Origin of the sequence: Photorhabdus laumondii subsp. laumondii, from assembly GCF_003343245.1 — a bacterium.
In the GTDB taxonomy this organism is placed as follows: Bacteria; Pseudomonadota; Gammaproteobacteria; order Enterobacterales; family Enterobacteriaceae; genus Photorhabdus; species Photorhabdus laumondii.
Genome location: NZ_CP024901.1, coordinates 1,243,689 through 1,259,943, shown reverse-complemented (window position 1 = coordinate 1,259,943; position 16,255 = coordinate 1,243,689). Strand labels below are relative to the sequence as shown.

The window sequence follows — 16,255 nt, the reverse complement described above, 5'->3', positions numbered from 1 at the left end:
AATCTAGAGACTTCATGGCTGGTTTTCCTGCTGATAGGTATCCCAAAGTAACCGGGCCTGTCTAACGTCTGTCGTACCATACACAACATAATCATCATCAAAAACCACTGCCGGGAACTTCTTAAGGCCCAGAGTCCAAGCATTCAGTAACCCCTGATAAGCCTGACTGATATATCGCTCCTGTTGATGCCACGATGGAGACTGCAAAATCTGACGGGCCTGTTTGACTGCCTGTTGAGGATCAGCAGACAGCTTACTGAATAACTGTGATTGCAACTGCTCTGGCTTATCTAGGTACACAACTTGCACGTTTTGATCAGCATTGAGCGGTGGATGGCTTGTGTCGGTATATATCACTGTGCTGGCAAACACGGATACCGGTATTAACAACGGGAAAAGCGCCCAGAATACCCTGATATTCATAGCCTGCACTCCTGCATGGATAAGAGATCCTCATCACGCCCATCCGCCACTTCCCCAGATATCAGACCACGGGCACGGTCCAGCCTTCGCGCCACAACAAAGGCAGCATCTAATTCGCTGCAATGAAGCGTTTTCATAATCGCCCTGCGCTCTGCCTTTTCCTCTTTCTCCGTCATGCCCAGCGCCAGATACACACTGGGCGGCACCACCCGAAATAACGCCTCCACTTTTTTCGACAACACCACGCCTTCGGTGTAACAACCCGGGAGTTTGCTGGCTGATAGCAACACCGATTTTTGTTCTTCAGACAGCTTTTTAAAACGCGCTATCTGTTCGACTTCATCCGGCGGCATTGTCAAACACAACCACCACTCCGCCATATTGAGCATTTTCTCAGCCGTATCCGGATAGTCCGCCAAATTCTGAGTAGCCAGCCACAACCAGGCCCCTAATTTTCGCCACATCTTGACCACTTTGGTCATATAAGGTGACAATAACGGATTAGTGGTCAGAACATGCGCCTCATCCACAACAAAATTAATTTCCCTTACATCAAATTGATCACGTTCCGCCATATTGTTGATGGTATTGACCAGAGACACCATCGCCAAGGCCATCTGCGCACTATATCCTTCACGCGCCAGCGTACCGAGATCAATTAGCGTTACATCGGCTTCTGGCCAAGGTGTTCCCGGACGATTAAACAATTCCCCCTCAAAACCACTGGTGAACATTGACATCGCCCCCGCCATCTCTTCAGCACGGGCCCGACGCTGTTCGGTACACAATGCTCTCCCCTGTTCATCCCGCCGGCTGTCCCGGGCAATCACAGACAATGCATTTTGCAAATCTTCCGCAATCATCTGTCGGCCGTCATCAAAGCTGGCTCTCGCCGCTATCATGATGGCTTCACGTATCATGCCCCGATCCGCCCGCGTCAGACGTTCTTCCTCTTTCTTCTCCCCACCGGTGATCATCATGCGCGCCGCAAGTTCTATTTCTCCCAGGATATCGCGCTGCTCATCGGCCTCGTCATCTGCGGTTTCCTCTGCCGACCTTTCACCCGCCAAATCCAACTGAGAAGATGCCACTTGAAGCAATTGGTGGGCATCGGCAAACAGCGCCAGACTGACACCACAACCTGGTTTAATGCTGATTTTGTTGACACTCAGCCCCAGGCGTTGACAGTAATCGGCAAACAGCCCAAAACTGTTGCCCGCTTCCGCCACAAATAATCGGGGACAGTGCACCGCCATCAACTGCGATAAACTCGCACAGAGCGTAGCCGACTTCCCCGCACCGGTCGGCCCGAACAGCAACAGATGCGCATTCTGGGTACGGTCATGTTTATTTTGCGGATCAAATGTCAGCACATCACCGCCCCGGTTAAAAAAGCTAAGACCCGGGTTGCCTGTGCCGGTCGCCCGCCCTGTCACCGGCAACAACCCAGCCACATGCTGCATCCAAGTCAACCGGGTATACCAGTGATGTTTGTCTCGTTGCGGGTTAAAACACATCGGTAAGGCACGCAGATAACCGTTTAACGGCGCGACGTCGCATTCGGGTTTGACCGGCTGCAACCCCGATACCAACAGGGTTGCGGCCAGTTGCTGATGCCGACGGTTCAAATCGTCAACATCAGCCCCCTGTAACAGAAAGGTCAGTGCAGAACGGCACAGTTTATGTCTCAGCCCCAGATGTGCCTTAGCTTCTTTTACGTCTGAACGTACTCTCCCTGATTCAGTATTTTCTCCCACGGCATTTTTTGACAACCGGTCGAAATCCTGTTCTAGCGTGTCTTGTGCTTGTGCGACCACAGTCAGCGAAACAATAGTTCCTGAGGGTAATAAGTCCATCAGTGCATTGATATTCTCCCCTCTGACCATTTCACCGGTCAGCGTTCCCGGCTCTGGTGGACGACGCAGCCGTTCAACCGGTACCGCTCGGTGAGCAATATTATCAAACCACCATACACCGTTTTTCACGTCAGAACGTGGCGGGGTAAACCACAAGGTTTCCGTGAAATCATTATCTGGCTTCCTCTCACCAGCCTGTGGGGTAGCATAACTAGCTGCCTGATACAACGTCGCTTTGTCTATCCAATCTGGATCAGGATTGAATAATCGCAGTAACCAGTGATGAACCTGTTCACCATTTTGTCGTTGGCACAAAATACCTGTACTAGCCAGCGAAGCTGTCAGTCGGTCACACACCTGATTAAGCAACACAATGGGTAGCAAGCTTTCTTTCTGTCCGACAGGGGCCCAACGATAAATGACCATCCGGGTACGACGTTGCTGTCCCCGCCAGGACTGACCAGTCACCAATGAATCGTTAAACAGCCCTTCTGGTCGGGCTATCCCCTTCAGATGACGTTCGGTTTCAGCCAACCAAGCTTCAGTGAAGGCTGAACCCTGCGCCCAAGGTTTAATATACTGACGAAGTTGTGTCAGATATAACGCGGGATCATCCTCATCCTGACAAAAAAACTGCACTACCCAGGGAGATACGTCATCGTCTTCCAGACTGTCTTGCAACGCATCTTCTACCTGGTCACGAATATCTTCCAGACGGGCAGTAGTGCGTCCTTCTGTCGATACCGGGGAAACAGCATAAATAGCGCCGACTGAAAGACCATCATCCAGCAACAAACACTTCTCATCGTCCAAATATTCGACCCAAGGCAGGTAATCAATGATAGACGGCCAAGTGTCATACAACGCAGCTTCATCCGTGCTGGTCATTTTGCCGGGACGCCTCAAAGGTTCACGCCCAACAACGGTAGAAGACGACGGTAGTATGACCTCAGTTTCACCCAAAACTTCCGATAGATTATCCCATTTACGCAAGCGGACTTTATTCAACAGCGACCACATCACAATGCCTCCGTCCGTTCACCCAGCAAAGCATATTGCACCTGGTTGTAGAACGAAAACACCGTGCTGTATCCCGGTACTGGCGTGTTTCCCGCAACTAAATGAGGAAAGAGGTACATCACCATGTCTGGATTGGGCAACCGAGGGAAAGTCTGACTGATTTCATTTTCCTGTGTACGGCTATAACTTTCAGTGTAATTCAGAGTAGCCTGCTGTTCCCGTTCGCTCAGCTCCCGGCGCAGTGTTTTACGGACCTTCATTGTAGTCTGTGACGACGAGGCTTTTCCCTGCCACAGAGCTAGCATTGTGCTGTCTCCCGGCGGAAGCATCTCTTCTTTAGACGTGCTGCAACCGGTCAGGATCGTTATCACCACCAACATCACTATTTTTCGCGCTTTATTCATGCTCGTTTTCTCAGTCCAGACCATCACGGACCTCCTGTCCAAGACCTAAGTTATATTTCACCCTGCGTCCCCGCTCTTCATAATCAATCGGTATTTGCTGGGTAATGTGCACGGCTACTCTGGCACCCGGCGGTACGTAAACGGCATCAAAAGTTTGGCCATAACGAGCTTTGACCCATTCGGATACGGCCTTAAATCCTCCGGCAGCGGCTTGCCCCAAAACCGCTTTACCGGCATCCCCGGTCAGTGATGACGTCGCACCGCCATAACCGTTAGTCTGGGTGGTAAGCTGACTCTGTGACAACACATCGCCCGCAGCTGTGCCACCAGAAAGAGCAAATAAGGTTGGTAAATAACTGGATGCATTGGATTTACGTTCACCGCTGATACACGGAATACCGTTGTTGTCAGATAGCCAGCCGATACCACCGCTGCTATTATCCTGAACGTGATGGCTGCCATTGGTGCGATTATCCGATTTCGGCACAGTTCTGACGGTACCGTCTGCAAAGACAAAAGTTAAAGATGTGACATTGCCGCGCACGCAAGACAAGGTCCAGTCACCGGTAGCCATACCAGAAACAATCGCCCCTTCGACATCCGGCAATTCAATGCCGTTGGCAGTCAGGTTATCTTTACCAATCAGTACCTTAAAAGGATACGGGTCAGTGACTTTGTCATTTACTGGCACCCGGCCTAATAATGCAGTCATCGCCTGGCTGCCGACCAGCGTCGTATTCTCGGGCAGGGTATAAACGGGCCGGATAATCTCGTTTGTATGATCCTCGGTAATGGCTCGCTGATTTTTAGTTATACCGTCATATTCCACTTTCTGACGGCTCAATGCATTGTCCTCCAGAAATGACACGGGAAAACGGGGGGACGCTGGCTGACCGCTCATTGCAACCTGTGAATCAACCGGTAACGTATCCTGTGGGGTAATCCAGACCAACCGGTCCCCGCCAGAGGTCGTATTTTGGCCGGTATTGTCCAACCCTAATCCCAGCGGAATATCACGCTCAACCAGAGAGTTGTTTATATTCATGCCCTTATTGCCTAACTGACGGGTCAACTGGTCAAGTCGGCTGAACAGCGTTTGCTGCTCCGCTTTCAATAGCTGCTGTTGCTTTTCTGTTTCCTCACGGGTACCCGCTACCACCCGGTTAATCTGGTCAGTCATGCTCTGACTGCCGTTTCGCCATTTCTCATTGTCCGCCAGTAATTGTGCGTTTTGTTTTTCCAGCGCCGCCTGCTGAACACGGATACTGCGCAAAGCTCCAATCAAGGTGCGCAACGTGTCTTCCGGGGTATCCCCCTCAATCCCCAATGCCCGCAGCTCCCCGGAAGACAGTTCCGCCAAAGCCTGATGACTCACTGTCTGGCTGACAGGCGTCTCTGATTGCCGACAACTCTTGATCCCCACGACCAGCCCCGCAATAACAAAAGCAGGCACGACCCACTTCACCAGACCATTTGACTTAATTTGCATGGGGATTTCCTTGTCGCTTCATAGGCGTTTTTGACCTCACCGGTTCAGGCAGAAAGGCACGGTCAGGCCGACCTTTCACCACCAAATAGACGGTAGTCGTGTCTTCCGGCGTACCCGACGGCCCCAACCAACGATGCTGAAAGGTCGCTGCTATGAATTGCCCCTGCAACCTGCGTGGATCAAGCACTACGTTCTCACGGTGGGTATTACGCACTTTCAGCGCCACCACAGTGAGGTTATCCACCCCCCAGCCCCCTAACGGGGAAACTATTACCGGCGCAGAGGGATACAATGTGGTCAATCGGGGCGACAATGCCAATGATACCGGGTGAATGCCGGGAACAGCTTCTACTGTACGCAACGGCGCATACAGACTCTGCGCAGCATAACGGGTCAGGACCACCGGCAGCGGAGCCGTATAGGACGGTTTTTGACGCCGGGCGGCCTGACGTTCACCGGCAAGAGAGGGAGACGTTGCTGACGTGTTATCCCCTTTGGCACCATGATGAATCTGATGGTCATCCGTCAACGTAATCACGTCCCCGTGGTACACCACCCGAACCGGCTCAAGGGGATCTTTTCCATTTGTAGCTGTCACATCCAGTAAAATCACTTCCCCACTTTCCACATCCTGAAGTTGCAGTCGGGTCTGGGTAAACGTTTCACTCGGATACAGATACACTGCACCACCGGTGCTTTGTATCCGCAATTTGCCATCCAGCGCACCCGGAAAACCGACTCGGACATTTTTATCTACAAAAACCACCCGCTCCTGCCCAACATGCAAGGCAACCGGCAGCGGGATACGCTCCCACTTCATCAACTCCACGGCCTCAACGGGTGAAACCATCACCAGCCCGGCGAATAATAATGCGGTCAATGCCAATAACTCGACGAGTACCTGTTTGTTCACTGGAATATCCCCTTTTTCGCCGGTGCCGGCTGCGATGCTGCTTCCAGCCGTTGCGGTGTGCTGTCATAACAATCCAGTGCCAGGCCAAACGGGTTACGCTCTGCATCCCCTTCCCAACGGGTGACTTTAAGCGGGTAACGTACCAGTGCCCGTTTGACCGGCTCAGCGTGAAAATATTCATCGGCCACTAAATCTAACCGAATAACCCAGTTATCCCGGTCTTTTACCATCACATTGCTGTCACGAAAGCCCCGTTCCGGAATTTCATACACCACCCGCACGCGATCTTTTAGCTCACCCACTTGCGACCGGTTTTGAGCATCCTGTTCCAGAAATACCTGACAGGAGGGGGTCAGATAAGGAGAAAGCGCCGCTATTTTCGCTGGATAATCGACTTCCCCGTCTTTCGGCCAGGCATTCAGTTGCTGAAAAATATAAAAGCCAAAGGCATAGACCTGGGAGACAGGCACTTGCCACCACGGGCGGGTACTGCCACTGCGGACATCCGGCGGCGTATAAATGGTTAACGCTCTCGGTGCCATCAGCCAGCCACTCAGACTCAGTAACAACAACAAAACCAGCACACCACAGGCCGCACGTAACGTCAGGATATGCTGGTCCCGATCTTGAATTGCATGACGAAAACGGCTCATAACCGCCCCATTCGGGTCATTACCCGGTGACGGCGGCGCAATGACCAGCGTTGTGAGGTGATAATCAGTAACGGGTCACCCAGACCCCAGCACCGCTTTTTAACCTCCAGCCGTCGATAGAGATAATGCGCCGGTTTACCGCGTTTCATCCGGGCCAGGTATTTGCCGCCAAAGGCAATCAATAACAACGGCGCAATCAGTGCCGCCGTCGGTATCATCACCCACCCCGTTACCGATGCCAGTAACAAGCCAATGACCGCGCCAGCTATCAATCCCGTTAATGCCGTCCAGCCCAGTTCTGGGGTAGTAAATCCCCGGAACACGACAGGTTCGGCGTTAAGACGGTCAGGTAAAAAACGAATAGTCTGAACCATACTGACGCTTTCCTGGGGTTAAAAGAGAATGGACGTCGATTTTCCCAGCAGCCAGATAACCGCCACTAACAGCACCACGCCAACCACCACAATCGCGCCAAATTTAGTCCAGGAGGCTCTGTCACTGCGAACTTCAGAAAAAGTATGGATTGCCGCGGTCGCCACATTGATAAACGCGATCGCGGCAACGACCAGCCCGCCTATCACGATGCCGTCCTGCAAGTAACCTTTGACGGTATTAAAAATACCACCGCCACTCCCGCTGGAAGGCGGTTCAACCGTTGGCAATGCCGCTGTCACGGGTTGACAAACCAGATAAGCCAGCACACTGAGTGACACTGCACAGGTATTGATACGGGCAAACAGGCGGAACAGTGACTGACATCCCCGGTTTAACAGATCCATTTCCTTTTCCCTTTTTTCCATTACAGGTTAAAAAACCGATTAGCTGGCAAACATCCAGATAGCCATCACCAGCAACAACGCCACACGAATGACAAAACGGTTCATCGCCGCTTCACGGACCTTTTCATTGGCCCAGCCCTGCCAGACGTCTACCATTCCCCATGCGGCCCAGAGAAATAGCACCGCTATCAGTAAACCGATACAGAGAAATTGCATCACATGAGGATCGAGATTGCCGGAAGCCGCCCTGAATGCATTGCGTTGAACCTCGTTCACCGTATTCGCTCCTGACGATACTGACCGGTCACATCCAGCGCAGCCGCAGAAATCCCGGGCTGGGCACGGGAGGGGGTCAGATAGCGGTTAATGCCTTCACGGACAATATTGAGGTCCCGGTTAGCACGTAGATAATCAAAATAAAAACGGTCTGCCTGACCCTCCTGAATGGCCAAAACCCGGGCACGTTCCAAACTGGCCTGCACCTGATCAAGCTGTTTGAGTGTGGTGGCCAGCTCATCTTTTTCCCCAGCCAGCACAGGCCAACTCATTAGTATCGTCAGGACAAAAAGACTATGGGAAAATAAACGGAAATAAACCATAGCATTACCCTAAATCTGCGTAGATATATACATCAACAGAGTGACGAAAAAGGGTAACGATTACAGTGAATAATTGTTTATCTGATTTTAAAAATTTTGGATACTTGAATTTAAGGTTGAAACAGAGCTATAAACATCCTGGCTCACTTAAAATAAGCGGGTTGATAATTGATATTTTCTCATATCACTACTGAACACAACTATTACCTGCTTGAGATGAATGTAACCGTCTGGTTCTTGGACGACAGGAGCACTATCCGGTCAACAGTGGCTCAGACCGAACGGCAACGGAGACTGGAACAAACCAACGAAGGGCGAATCGAAGCCAAGGGCGTCAGGTTCCGTCTATAAACCGACAACAGGTTTTGATAATGAAAGATGAGGGATTTGGGGCTTCTGAGATTGCCAGGCAACTGGATATTAACCGCTTCACCGTCTACAAGATACTGAAAGAAACAAGATAATCATGACATCAGAACTACAGATTTACACTTCGTTACTCACCGATGTAAAGGAACGGATCCGTGGGGGTCAGTTCAGAGCCGCTCAGTCCGTCAATGCTGAACTAATCCAGATGTACTGGGACATCGGTCACATGCTCCATGAGCGTCAGGAGCAACAGGGGTGGGGAGCGGGGATCATCCCGAAGCTGGCACGGGATATTGTTAATGAATTGCCAGAGGTCAAAGGCTTCTCAGAAAGGAACCTGAAGCGCATGTTACGTTTCTACCGGGAGTACGCCTTGCCACGAATGGAGCAACAAGGTTCCGGAAAGCCCGTGTCGACAATTGTGCCACAGCCTGTGGCACAATTGCCGTGGGGTCACAACATTCTGCTGATCGAGAGGATAAAGGATCAAACCGAGCGATTCTGGTATGCAGAACAGACTCAGATACAGGGATGGAGCCGAGACTCCCTGCTTCATATGATCAAAAGCAATGCCTATGCCCGGCAGGGCTCGGTTGTCAGCAACTTCAAGAACCGGTTACCCGTATCTCAATCGGAGCTGGTACAGCAGACCCTGAAGGATCCCTATGTTTTCGATTTCCTCACCCTATCGGAACCCTTCAAAGAACGTGAGCTGGAAACGGAGCTTCTCAAACACCTTGAAAAATTCCTACTTGAACTCGGCGAGGGATTTGCTTTTGTGGGGCGACAATATCGAATTACCGTAAGCGAACAAGATTATTACCTTGACCTGCTTTTTTATCATCTGACTTTGAGGGCTTTCGTTGTGATCGAGCTGAAACGAGGAGAGTTCAAGCCTGAACATGCCGGTAAGATGAATTTCTATTGCTCTGTGGTCGATGAAAAGCTACGGCATTCCACTGATCAGCCCACCATAGGTTTGATTTTGTGCCAGACCAAAGACCGGATACTGGCCGAATATGCCTTGCGCGGTATTCAAAAACCAATTGGCGTTTCGGATTATGAGTTAACCCGTACATTGCCAGAGGACTTAAAATCCAGCTTGCCAAGCATTGAGGAATTGGAAGCAGAACTCAGCCATAATGATGAAAACACCCCTAGCAAATGAAAGGGATTTCCCCTCAATTTGGTTACTGTATCCATCTTCCGTGTCATTATGAAGAGTAACCAATGTACTGCTAAGGAAATGTTATAACCGTTGGCCTCATATTGGAGGCCATCTCTCTCAGCGACATAAAAGCATAAAATCATTCTTACTATTATTAAAGAGGTACTTGAGACGTTTTACCAACCAATCCACATCATACTGCTTTTATCTCAAAGATATTTCTTAAAAGTACTCATCATCACGGTAATAGCGACCCCTAATAGGATAGCTGCGGGTAACAATAATAAATTGGGATACACAGCCGATGGCCAGGAGAGATATAACAGACAGGGTACACAAAACGCCGGTTTCACAAACCGTTTGGCATGATGATAAACAAAACTCGACTCATAAGCGGCACCATAACGCCGCAGGTCACGTCGGTTTAGTCCTTCAACGACAGCAACGCCTATAACCATCACAAACAATGGCAAAGACAACACCAGAATAGTGAGCCGGATAATAAAGGTTACGGTCACATATACCGTTGCCAGCAAGTACTTCCGCAAACTTTCCGCCAGTAATACACTCCAATCGCTCAACTCTCTCACCATCTCATAGTGGCTCCGAGCTTGTACTGTATGCTGTTGGTTAATCCAGTCCAGTGCACCACTGTCTACAAACACCCACTGATAACTCCATTTTAACCCGATACTGAGCGTAGTAGCGGGCTCTGATAACAGTAAGCTGCGGGTAAATTCTTTAGACAACCAACCGCTTTCCGTGATCATCACTTGCTGGCTGTGTCTCTCTCCCTGTTCCGGCCAGAAAAAGGCTATCCCAAGGTATTCAATCACCAAACTAAAAAACAACGATACCAGCAGGAAGCCAATAAGCATCCATGGCATATCCCACAGGACCGTTTTTAACGGACCTGATTTTTTCGCTGGCATCTGCTGCGATTTAGTGTTCTGTTGCGTCATCGTCAGCTTCCCCATCAGGCGTCAGCAACGCTGGATTTAACATCACATTGAAATCAATCTGACTGTCACTTGGCATTGATCCCGCAGACCACCAGGATTCACTGGTACGGTAATGTTTACGCATATCATCAGCGATTTTTTGCAGACTTATCGGCATCAGGTCATCATCATCGGCTGCTGGCAACGGCATGCGGATCTTCCATAACCGCCCCCCTTCAAGCCTGTCTTTCCTACACAAATATTTTAACCCGCCCCCGCGTTATTGAACTTTTCCCTCATAGATTGATCTCAATAAAAAACACGACTTGAGGTAATCTTTATGTTTTCAACCAGCGCCGAACAATGGGCAAATGACACGTTTCAACATGCGGAATTAGGTGATAAACGCCGTACCAACCGCCTGGTGAAAGTGGCCTGTTCGTTGGCTAACCATATAGGACAATCGCTCGTGCAATCTCTTGACTCTCCTGCCGATGTTGAAGCGGCCTACCGACTGACCCGAAATTCCGCCATTGCGCCTCAGGCCATCGCCGAAGCCGGATTTACCGCCACCGTCGCTCACGCTCAACGTTATCATTGCCTGTTAGCGCTGGAAGACACGACAACCCTGTCATTTTCCCATGCGTCGGTCGCCGATGAACTCGGCTATACCACCTCAAAGGAAAAATCCCGGGGCATGCAGGCACACTCGGTGTTGTTATTTGCGCCTGAAGAACAACAGGTCGTGGGGTTGATAGAGCAACAGCGCTGGTGTCGAGATGTCAGTGATTATGGCAAAAGCCGACAACGCGATACACGCCCTTATGAAGGGAAAGAGAGTTATAAGTGGGAACGGGCCTCACAAGCCGTCGACAGCCGGTTAGGGGAGCAGATGGCCAACGTGATTTCTGTCTGTGACCGTGAAGCCGATATCATCGAATATCTGCGTTATAAAACGAGCCAAAAACAACGTTTCGTCATCCGTTCGATGCAAAACCGGCGTATAGAGGAAAGTCAGGATAAACTTTATGACTTTATTAGCCGGTTACAGAGTGCTGGAGAACGATTAGTTCAGGTCAGACAGAAAGGCGGGCGTCAGGCGCGTGTCGCGCATTGTGATATCAGTTATGCCGAAGTGACGTTGAAAATCCCCGAAGGAAAAAGCGGTGAGGCGGTGCGGATATTTTATGTCGGTTGCTACGAAAAAGGTCCGGAGGATGGGCTTTGCTGGCATCTTCTGACCTCCGAACCCGTCAACAGTCAGGAAGACGCCCATAAAATATTCAGTTATTACGAGCGCCGCTGGCTGATAGAAGAATTTCACAAAGCGTGGAAAACGGGCGGCACGCAGGTAGAAGCGCTGCGTATGCAAAGCAAAGATAATCTGGAGCGCATGATAGTGCTGCTGGCCTTTATTGCGGTACGAATACACCAGCTGCGTTTTATGGGTCTGAACAAAGAAGAGGCAGAGAAAGAGAGCTGTGAGACAGTATTAAGCCCCCTGGCGTGGAAATTACTGTGGTCAAAACAAGAAAAACGCCGTGTGCCGAAAAAAGCCCCGAGTTTGCATTGGGCCTTCATCAATCTGGGAAAACTGGCCGGCTGGTACGATTCCAAACGCACGGGTCGAGTCGGATGGGAACGACTTTGGGAAGGCTGGTTTCGGCTGCAAACCCTGATAGACGGCTATTTGCTGGCTAAATCAGTTGATTTGGAGATCTGATCAAGAGACAGCCTTCAAGCAGAGCAAATGCCTGACCTTTCGGCAAGTTAATCACTTCGGCAGGCGTAATTAACGGCGTTCTGATCGTGCTAACCCGATCCTGAGTATTAGAGGTAAAATGACCGCCCTGCTCTGGACTGGAAATATCGGTAATCCCGGAGACCAAAGTTTTAGTGTACACTTCCACCTCTGGCAATTGACGGGTTAGCAGCTCGGCGGTGTTATTTTCCCTGACCCGCAGCATAACCAGAGTATTAAAATTTCCTGTTACCTGCGCCGCTTTAGCACTGCTGCCAATACGTGCTTCAATATCAGACAAAGTCTGGGTGTAAGCGGTTACCTCTATCCCGGCACCACCACCCTTGTTAATCAGCGGGATAAATTCATCGCCCATCAGCTCATTGAATTCATCACAATGTAAGCTAATGGGGAGTTTTCTCGTTTTACCTTCTGGTAAACCGTCATCCAGACCAAATTTGTAAATGTGACCCGCAACAGAAACTAAGTCCGCGAACATGGAATTACCCACTGCCGAAGCGACTTCTGCATCCGACAAAGCATCCAGTCCTACATAGACAATACCTTTCTTACGTATGACCTGTTGCCAGTCAAAGATGGGACGCGGATCATTCATATCCGTGTAATCTGGAGCCAACAGAGCAGCTATTTTCCCCGTGGTCAGCTTTTCCAATAATGGCAACAGGGACGCCACAATTTTGTCAAAATAGGTGCGATCATAACGAACCGCACTGCGCAACCCGTCCAGTATCGGATCGTAGAGTTTTTTCCCCGCTTCTGAGCTTAGTGCCATTTCAATCGCCCAGATTTTCACTGCATTCGTCTGCCCCTGCATATTGCGTGGCAAATCGTCTTCCGTCAGCAGACCCAGACTTTTCTCTACCTGCTCCCATAACACAGGCAGGCATTGCCTGATAATTTTTTCAGCATAAGTTTCATACAGTTCGCCAATATTGGTGACATAACGTAATATCAGGGTGTAATCTGGTCGCTGCCCCAGAGCCACCAAAGCACGAGTAACGATATTGACAAAACGCCAGGCAAACTCACGAAAAGCGGCACTGTTACCCGCCCCACTCAATTGTCCTGCTATACGAGAAGCGACTTCTGAAACCCGACCAAAACGCCCAACAGCATTGTAGCGAGCACTAATATCCGGCCAGCCCAGATGAAACACATGGAACTCATCTTCCCGCCCGACACGATGCGCTTCCGCCCACATGCGTTTGAGCAGGTCTGCATCCCCTTTCGGATCAAACACAATCGTGATATTACCCCGCCGGATATCCTGCGTGATGAGTAACTCTGCCAGCCGGGTCTTACCAACACGGGTTGTACCGAGGACCAACATGTGCCCGACCCGCTCACGCAAATCCATTGACACATTGACTTCATCTGGTTCAATGCCATGCAATGCTGGATTGCCTCCTACTGGCGGCAGTGGCCTCACCGGGTTCCACGGAGAATCACGTTGCGTCAGACGACATAAAGAGGGCAATGGGTACTCAAACCGCTGCTCAAATGCCCTCGCTAATTGATAATACCGGGAAGGTTGAACATAACGTTCGACTTCCGGGCGCAGGGTATCCAGAAATCGTTGTGTATGTTTTTGTTGCCAAAGAAACCCTTTCCCCAGAAACAATCTCTGATGACTGACGGGTACCTGGTGGCTGGCCATCACATAACGGGGCAATCGCCGGATATTGCGCCGGTAGTTCAGTATATGTAACCCCTGCCGGAATCGGAGACCTGATAACATGCCAAAACCTGCCGCCATGACATCACTGACCGATGGTGACAATGCCACAGCCCACGGCGCTACGATACAGACACCGGCGGCAACCGCCGAAACAACAGCGGTATTCAACTCAACAGCCGGACGTAACCGTGCTTCAATCACATAACGATCGCTCATCTAGCCCGCCATAACACCACAATTGCCAACAACAATCCCAACAAAAGCACCGGGAAACTGTATGGCAACATCAGTTCGGATAGTATAGGGTGACGGGGCCACATCAACGCACCTGCTGAGTTAAACCGATATCGGTTATCAACACTGGGTAATGCCGCAAATTCAACCGCCGGGCCAAATCACTGCCGGAAGCGGGGGCTAATACTAATCCCTCTGCAAGCTGACGCAGTTCATCCAGTTGTGCTTTATCCCGCACACTGACCAGCAACCCCACCGCCTGCTTTTTCCGAAGGCCAACCAAATTTTCCTTCAACCACTGTTTTGACCGGGCATCATCCCCAATCATGAACAACGCTCCCATTCCTGGCAATTGCAACGGACGAGCGTCAACAGGTCCGGGAGACAATTCCGGCGTTTCCACCGGTAAAATGCCCCCTTCGGTCAAATCTGGCGGGGTCGCCTCCGTATTTGAAGAAGTCGTCGGTTCATTGTCCTGAGCGTTAATGGCATCAAAATACGCTGCTGTAGATTGTCCACCTAAATCAGCCACAATAGTCAGTGCAGCCTGAGAACAGGGCGTCAATATCATCATCATTAAAAATAAACGGCAGCGATAACGGATTAAGTTATGGATTAACATCTTCTTTATTTTTCCTTCGGTTCAATCCAGGTCTGTGTCGTATTAACTACAGCAATATTGGTGGACAAAACAGGATATCGGGTCTCTAGCGTACTCAGTTTACGTGCGACGATTTTCCGATACTTACTCGCGGGTTGACCGCCAGCGGGATGGTGATAACAGCCTGCCGCATTCAACCAACTACCCGGATTGGATTGATAACAGGTTTTCAGAATACGAGCTGCCACATGAAGATTAGTATAGGGGTCCAAGGCATCCCAATAAGAACGAAAATAATGGCCGTTCCAGCCTAAATTCACTTGAGTAATCCCCACATCAATACGTTTGAGGGGTACGCTGCGCATAAATCCCTGCAACGCCTGCCAGACCGCCTGTCGGGTTGCATAACGATAACTTTTTCCAGCCACATTGAGCGTCCACGGCCAGGGGCGTTCATGTTTCTCCTGTGGCAAACGTTTTGCCGATTCAGCCAGTGCCAACGCATAAAGCATTTCAACGGGTACGCCATGCACCCGCGCAATCTGCTGGTACCCAGGCGGAACAACCTGTTTTACCGCCGCGGCCATACCTTCTGTCACCCAAAAGAGACTTCCCGCCACAGCGAGACTCAAAATGCCACCACACGCCATCCGTCATTCTCATGTTGTAGTACGACCGGCATTTTCCCCTGACCAAATTGTCGCCAGCGCCCTTTGTCATGATTAAGCGTGATTTTTCGGCTACGGACTTTTTCTGAGGGAATATGATGTTTACCTGCCCAGGTACGTAAAACATCATCGTTGCCTTCGCTATCTACCAGGTAAATATCCACCTCACGGTCAGCTGACAAGACAGCAGCCAGCCGGGCATCACAAGCCGCGCAATCCTCTTTCACAAATAACACCAGCCGCCCTTGATTACCCTGTGCGATTCCGTCCCCCTTCCCTAAATTAACCGGCAAAATATTCGGCGCCAGACGCTTCCAGGCCGCATCCACCGCCCGCTGGAACGCCAGTTCCTTTTCAGTACGAACATATTCCTGCCTAACCCACAGTTCGGCATAACGTTGACGCGCTTGTACTGTTTCGGCCTCAATACCCAATGCACTCAACGGATCGAGCCCAGGAGACTGAATGCCCCGTTGCCCCTGCATCAATTGCTGATAACGCTGAAACTCTGCTTCTGTCAGTCCCCACATTTGCGCCTGAATACGGTGGTTTTCAGCCTGCGTGACCTGTTGCTGAGTCGCTTTCATTCCCGTCTCTGTCTGTTCAGAGATAGCAACCTGTGCCGCCGAAGCTGACAGAGACATAACAACGCCAATCAGCACCACTCCCTTCCTCTGGCTGAAAAAATCTTTTCTCAT

General features: G+C 50.5%; 17 protein-coding genes and 2 pseudogenes. 3 read left to right on the top strand and 16 right to left on the bottom strand.

Annotated elements, in window-relative coordinates:
- Positions 1 to 12: 12 nt before the first annotated feature.
- The 10 genes from PluTT01m_RS05585 to PluTT01m_RS05540 are packed head-to-tail and all read right to left on the bottom strand — an operon-like array spanning position 13 to position 8,136.
- Positions 13 to 423, bottom strand: a complete 411-nt coding sequence (locus PluTT01m_RS05585; protein ID WP_011145437.1) for a TIGR03757 family integrating conjugative element protein — start codon at positions 421 to 423, stop codon at positions 13 to 15.
- Positions 420 to 3,299: a conjugative transfer ATPase gene (locus PluTT01m_RS05580; RefSeq protein ID WP_173362506.1), complete on the bottom strand. Its 2,880-nt coding sequence runs from the start codon at positions 3,297 to 3,299 to the stop codon at positions 420 to 422. Before PluTT01m_RS05580 ends, PluTT01m_RS05585 begins: the two co-directional genes overlap by 4 nt.
- Positions 3,299 to 3,703 carry a TIGR03751 family conjugal transfer lipoprotein gene (locus PluTT01m_RS05575; RefSeq protein WP_041380679.1) on the bottom strand — a complete coding sequence of 135 codons (405 nt, stop codon included), beginning with the start codon at positions 3,701 to 3,703 and terminating at the stop codon, positions 3,299 to 3,301. The genes PluTT01m_RS05580 and PluTT01m_RS05575 overlap by 1 nt, the downstream gene beginning before the upstream one ends.
- 10 nt (positions 3,704 to 3,713) lie before the next feature.
- Positions 3,714 to 5,192 carry a TIGR03752 family integrating conjugative element protein gene (locus PluTT01m_RS05570; RefSeq protein WP_011145434.1) on the bottom strand — a complete coding sequence of 493 codons (1,479 nt, stop codon included), beginning with the start codon at positions 5,190 to 5,192 and terminating at the stop codon, positions 3,714 to 3,716.
- On the bottom strand, positions 5,182 to 6,042 hold the full coding sequence (locus PluTT01m_RS05565) for a TIGR03749 family integrating conjugative element protein (protein ID WP_049789822.1): 861 nt from the start codon (positions 6,040 to 6,042) through the stop codon (positions 5,182 to 5,184). Before PluTT01m_RS05565 ends, PluTT01m_RS05570 begins: the two co-directional genes overlap by 11 nt.
- Before the next feature lie 59 nt (positions 6,043 to 6,101).
- Positions 6,102 to 6,758 (bottom strand): PFL_4703 family integrating conjugative element protein, encoded by a 657-nt coding sequence (locus PluTT01m_RS05560; protein WP_041379957.1) that lies wholly within the window; start codon positions 6,756 to 6,758, stop codon positions 6,102 to 6,104.
- The gene (locus PluTT01m_RS05555) at positions 6,755 to 7,132 is read right to left on the bottom strand and encodes a TIGR03750 family conjugal transfer protein (protein ID WP_011145432.1); all 378 of its coding nucleotides are present in this window, start codon (positions 7,130 to 7,132) and stop codon (positions 6,755 to 6,757) included. The genes PluTT01m_RS05560 and PluTT01m_RS05555 overlap by 4 nt, the downstream gene beginning before the upstream one ends.
- 18 nt (positions 7,133 to 7,150) lie before the next feature.
- Complete coding sequence (locus PluTT01m_RS05550) at positions 7,151 to 7,537, bottom strand: TIGR03745 family integrating conjugative element membrane protein (RefSeq protein WP_011145431.1); 387 nt, start codon at positions 7,535 to 7,537, stop codon at positions 7,151 to 7,153.
- 39 nt (positions 7,538 to 7,576) lie between these two features.
- Positions 7,577 to 7,813 (bottom strand): TIGR03758 family integrating conjugative element protein, encoded by a 237-nt coding sequence (locus PluTT01m_RS05545; RefSeq protein WP_011145430.1) that lies wholly within the window; start codon positions 7,811 to 7,813, stop codon positions 7,577 to 7,579.
- Entirely contained in the window at positions 7,810 to 8,136 is a 327-nt protein-coding gene (locus PluTT01m_RS05540; protein WP_041379956.1) for an integrative conjugative element protein, RAQPRD family, read from the bottom strand. Before PluTT01m_RS05540 ends, PluTT01m_RS05545 begins: the two co-directional genes overlap by 4 nt.
- 371 nt (positions 8,137 to 8,507) lie before the next feature.
- Between PluTT01m_RS05540 and PluTT01m_RS27430 the strand changes: the two genes are divergently transcribed.
- A complete protein-coding gene (locus PluTT01m_RS27430) occupies positions 8,508 to 8,600 on the top strand; it encodes an IclR family transcriptional regulator (protein ID WP_071824090.1) in 93 nt (30 codons plus the stop codon).
- 2 nt (positions 8,601 to 8,602) lie between these two features.
- The gene (locus tag PluTT01m_RS05530) at positions 8,603 to 9,673 is read left to right on the top strand and encodes a PDDEXK nuclease domain-containing protein (RefSeq protein WP_011145428.1); all 1,071 of its coding nucleotides are present in this window, start codon (positions 8,603 to 8,605) and stop codon (positions 9,671 to 9,673) included.
- 209 nt (positions 9,674 to 9,882) lie between these two features.
- On the opposite strand, the gene PluTT01m_RS05525 is transcribed toward PluTT01m_RS05530, so the two are convergent.
- Together PluTT01m_RS05525 and PluTT01m_RS27220 are read right to left on the bottom strand one after the other, a co-directional pair.
- Positions 9,883 to 10,635, bottom strand: coding sequence for a TIGR03747 family integrating conjugative element membrane protein (locus tag PluTT01m_RS05525; protein WP_011145427.1), 753 nt, complete (start codon positions 10,633 to 10,635; stop codon positions 9,883 to 9,885).
- Positions 10,616 to 10,855 (bottom strand): annotated as a pseudogene (locus PluTT01m_RS27220) (type IV conjugative transfer system coupling protein TraD); the annotation flags it as partial. The pseudogene PluTT01m_RS27220 and the gene PluTT01m_RS05525, both read right to left, overlap by 20 nt.
- A gap of 99 nt (positions 10,856 to 10,954) precedes the next feature.
- Here PluTT01m_RS27220 and PluTT01m_RS05515 point away from each other — a divergent pair.
- Entirely contained in the window at positions 10,955 to 12,337 is a 1,383-nt protein-coding gene (locus tag PluTT01m_RS05515; RefSeq protein ID WP_011144727.1) for an IS4-like element ISPlu9 family transposase, read from the top strand.
- 10 nt (positions 12,338 to 12,347) lie between these two features.
- Here PluTT01m_RS05515 and traD read toward each other — a convergent pair.
- The 4 genes and pseudogenes from traD to PluTT01m_RS05495 all read right to left on the bottom strand — a co-directional run.
- Positions 12,348 to 14,270 (bottom strand): annotated as a pseudogene (gene traD, locus PluTT01m_RS05510) (type IV conjugative transfer system coupling protein TraD); the annotation flags it as partial.
- 103 nt (positions 14,271 to 14,373) lie between these two features.
- Positions 14,374 to 14,910 carry an integrating conjugative element protein gene (locus tag PluTT01m_RS05505; protein ID WP_011145426.1) on the bottom strand — a complete coding sequence of 179 codons (537 nt, stop codon included), beginning with the start codon at positions 14,908 to 14,910 and terminating at the stop codon, positions 14,374 to 14,376.
- A gap of 5 nt (positions 14,911 to 14,915) precedes the next feature.
- On the bottom strand, positions 14,916 to 15,539 hold the full coding sequence (locus tag PluTT01m_RS05500) for a transglycosylase SLT domain-containing protein (protein WP_082303110.1): 624 nt from the start codon (positions 15,537 to 15,539) through the stop codon (positions 14,916 to 14,918).
- Positions 15,518 to 16,255: a TIGR03759 family integrating conjugative element protein gene (locus PluTT01m_RS05495; protein WP_011145424.1), complete on the bottom strand. Its 738-nt coding sequence runs from the start codon at positions 16,253 to 16,255 to the stop codon at positions 15,518 to 15,520. Before PluTT01m_RS05495 ends, PluTT01m_RS05500 begins: the two co-directional genes overlap by 22 nt.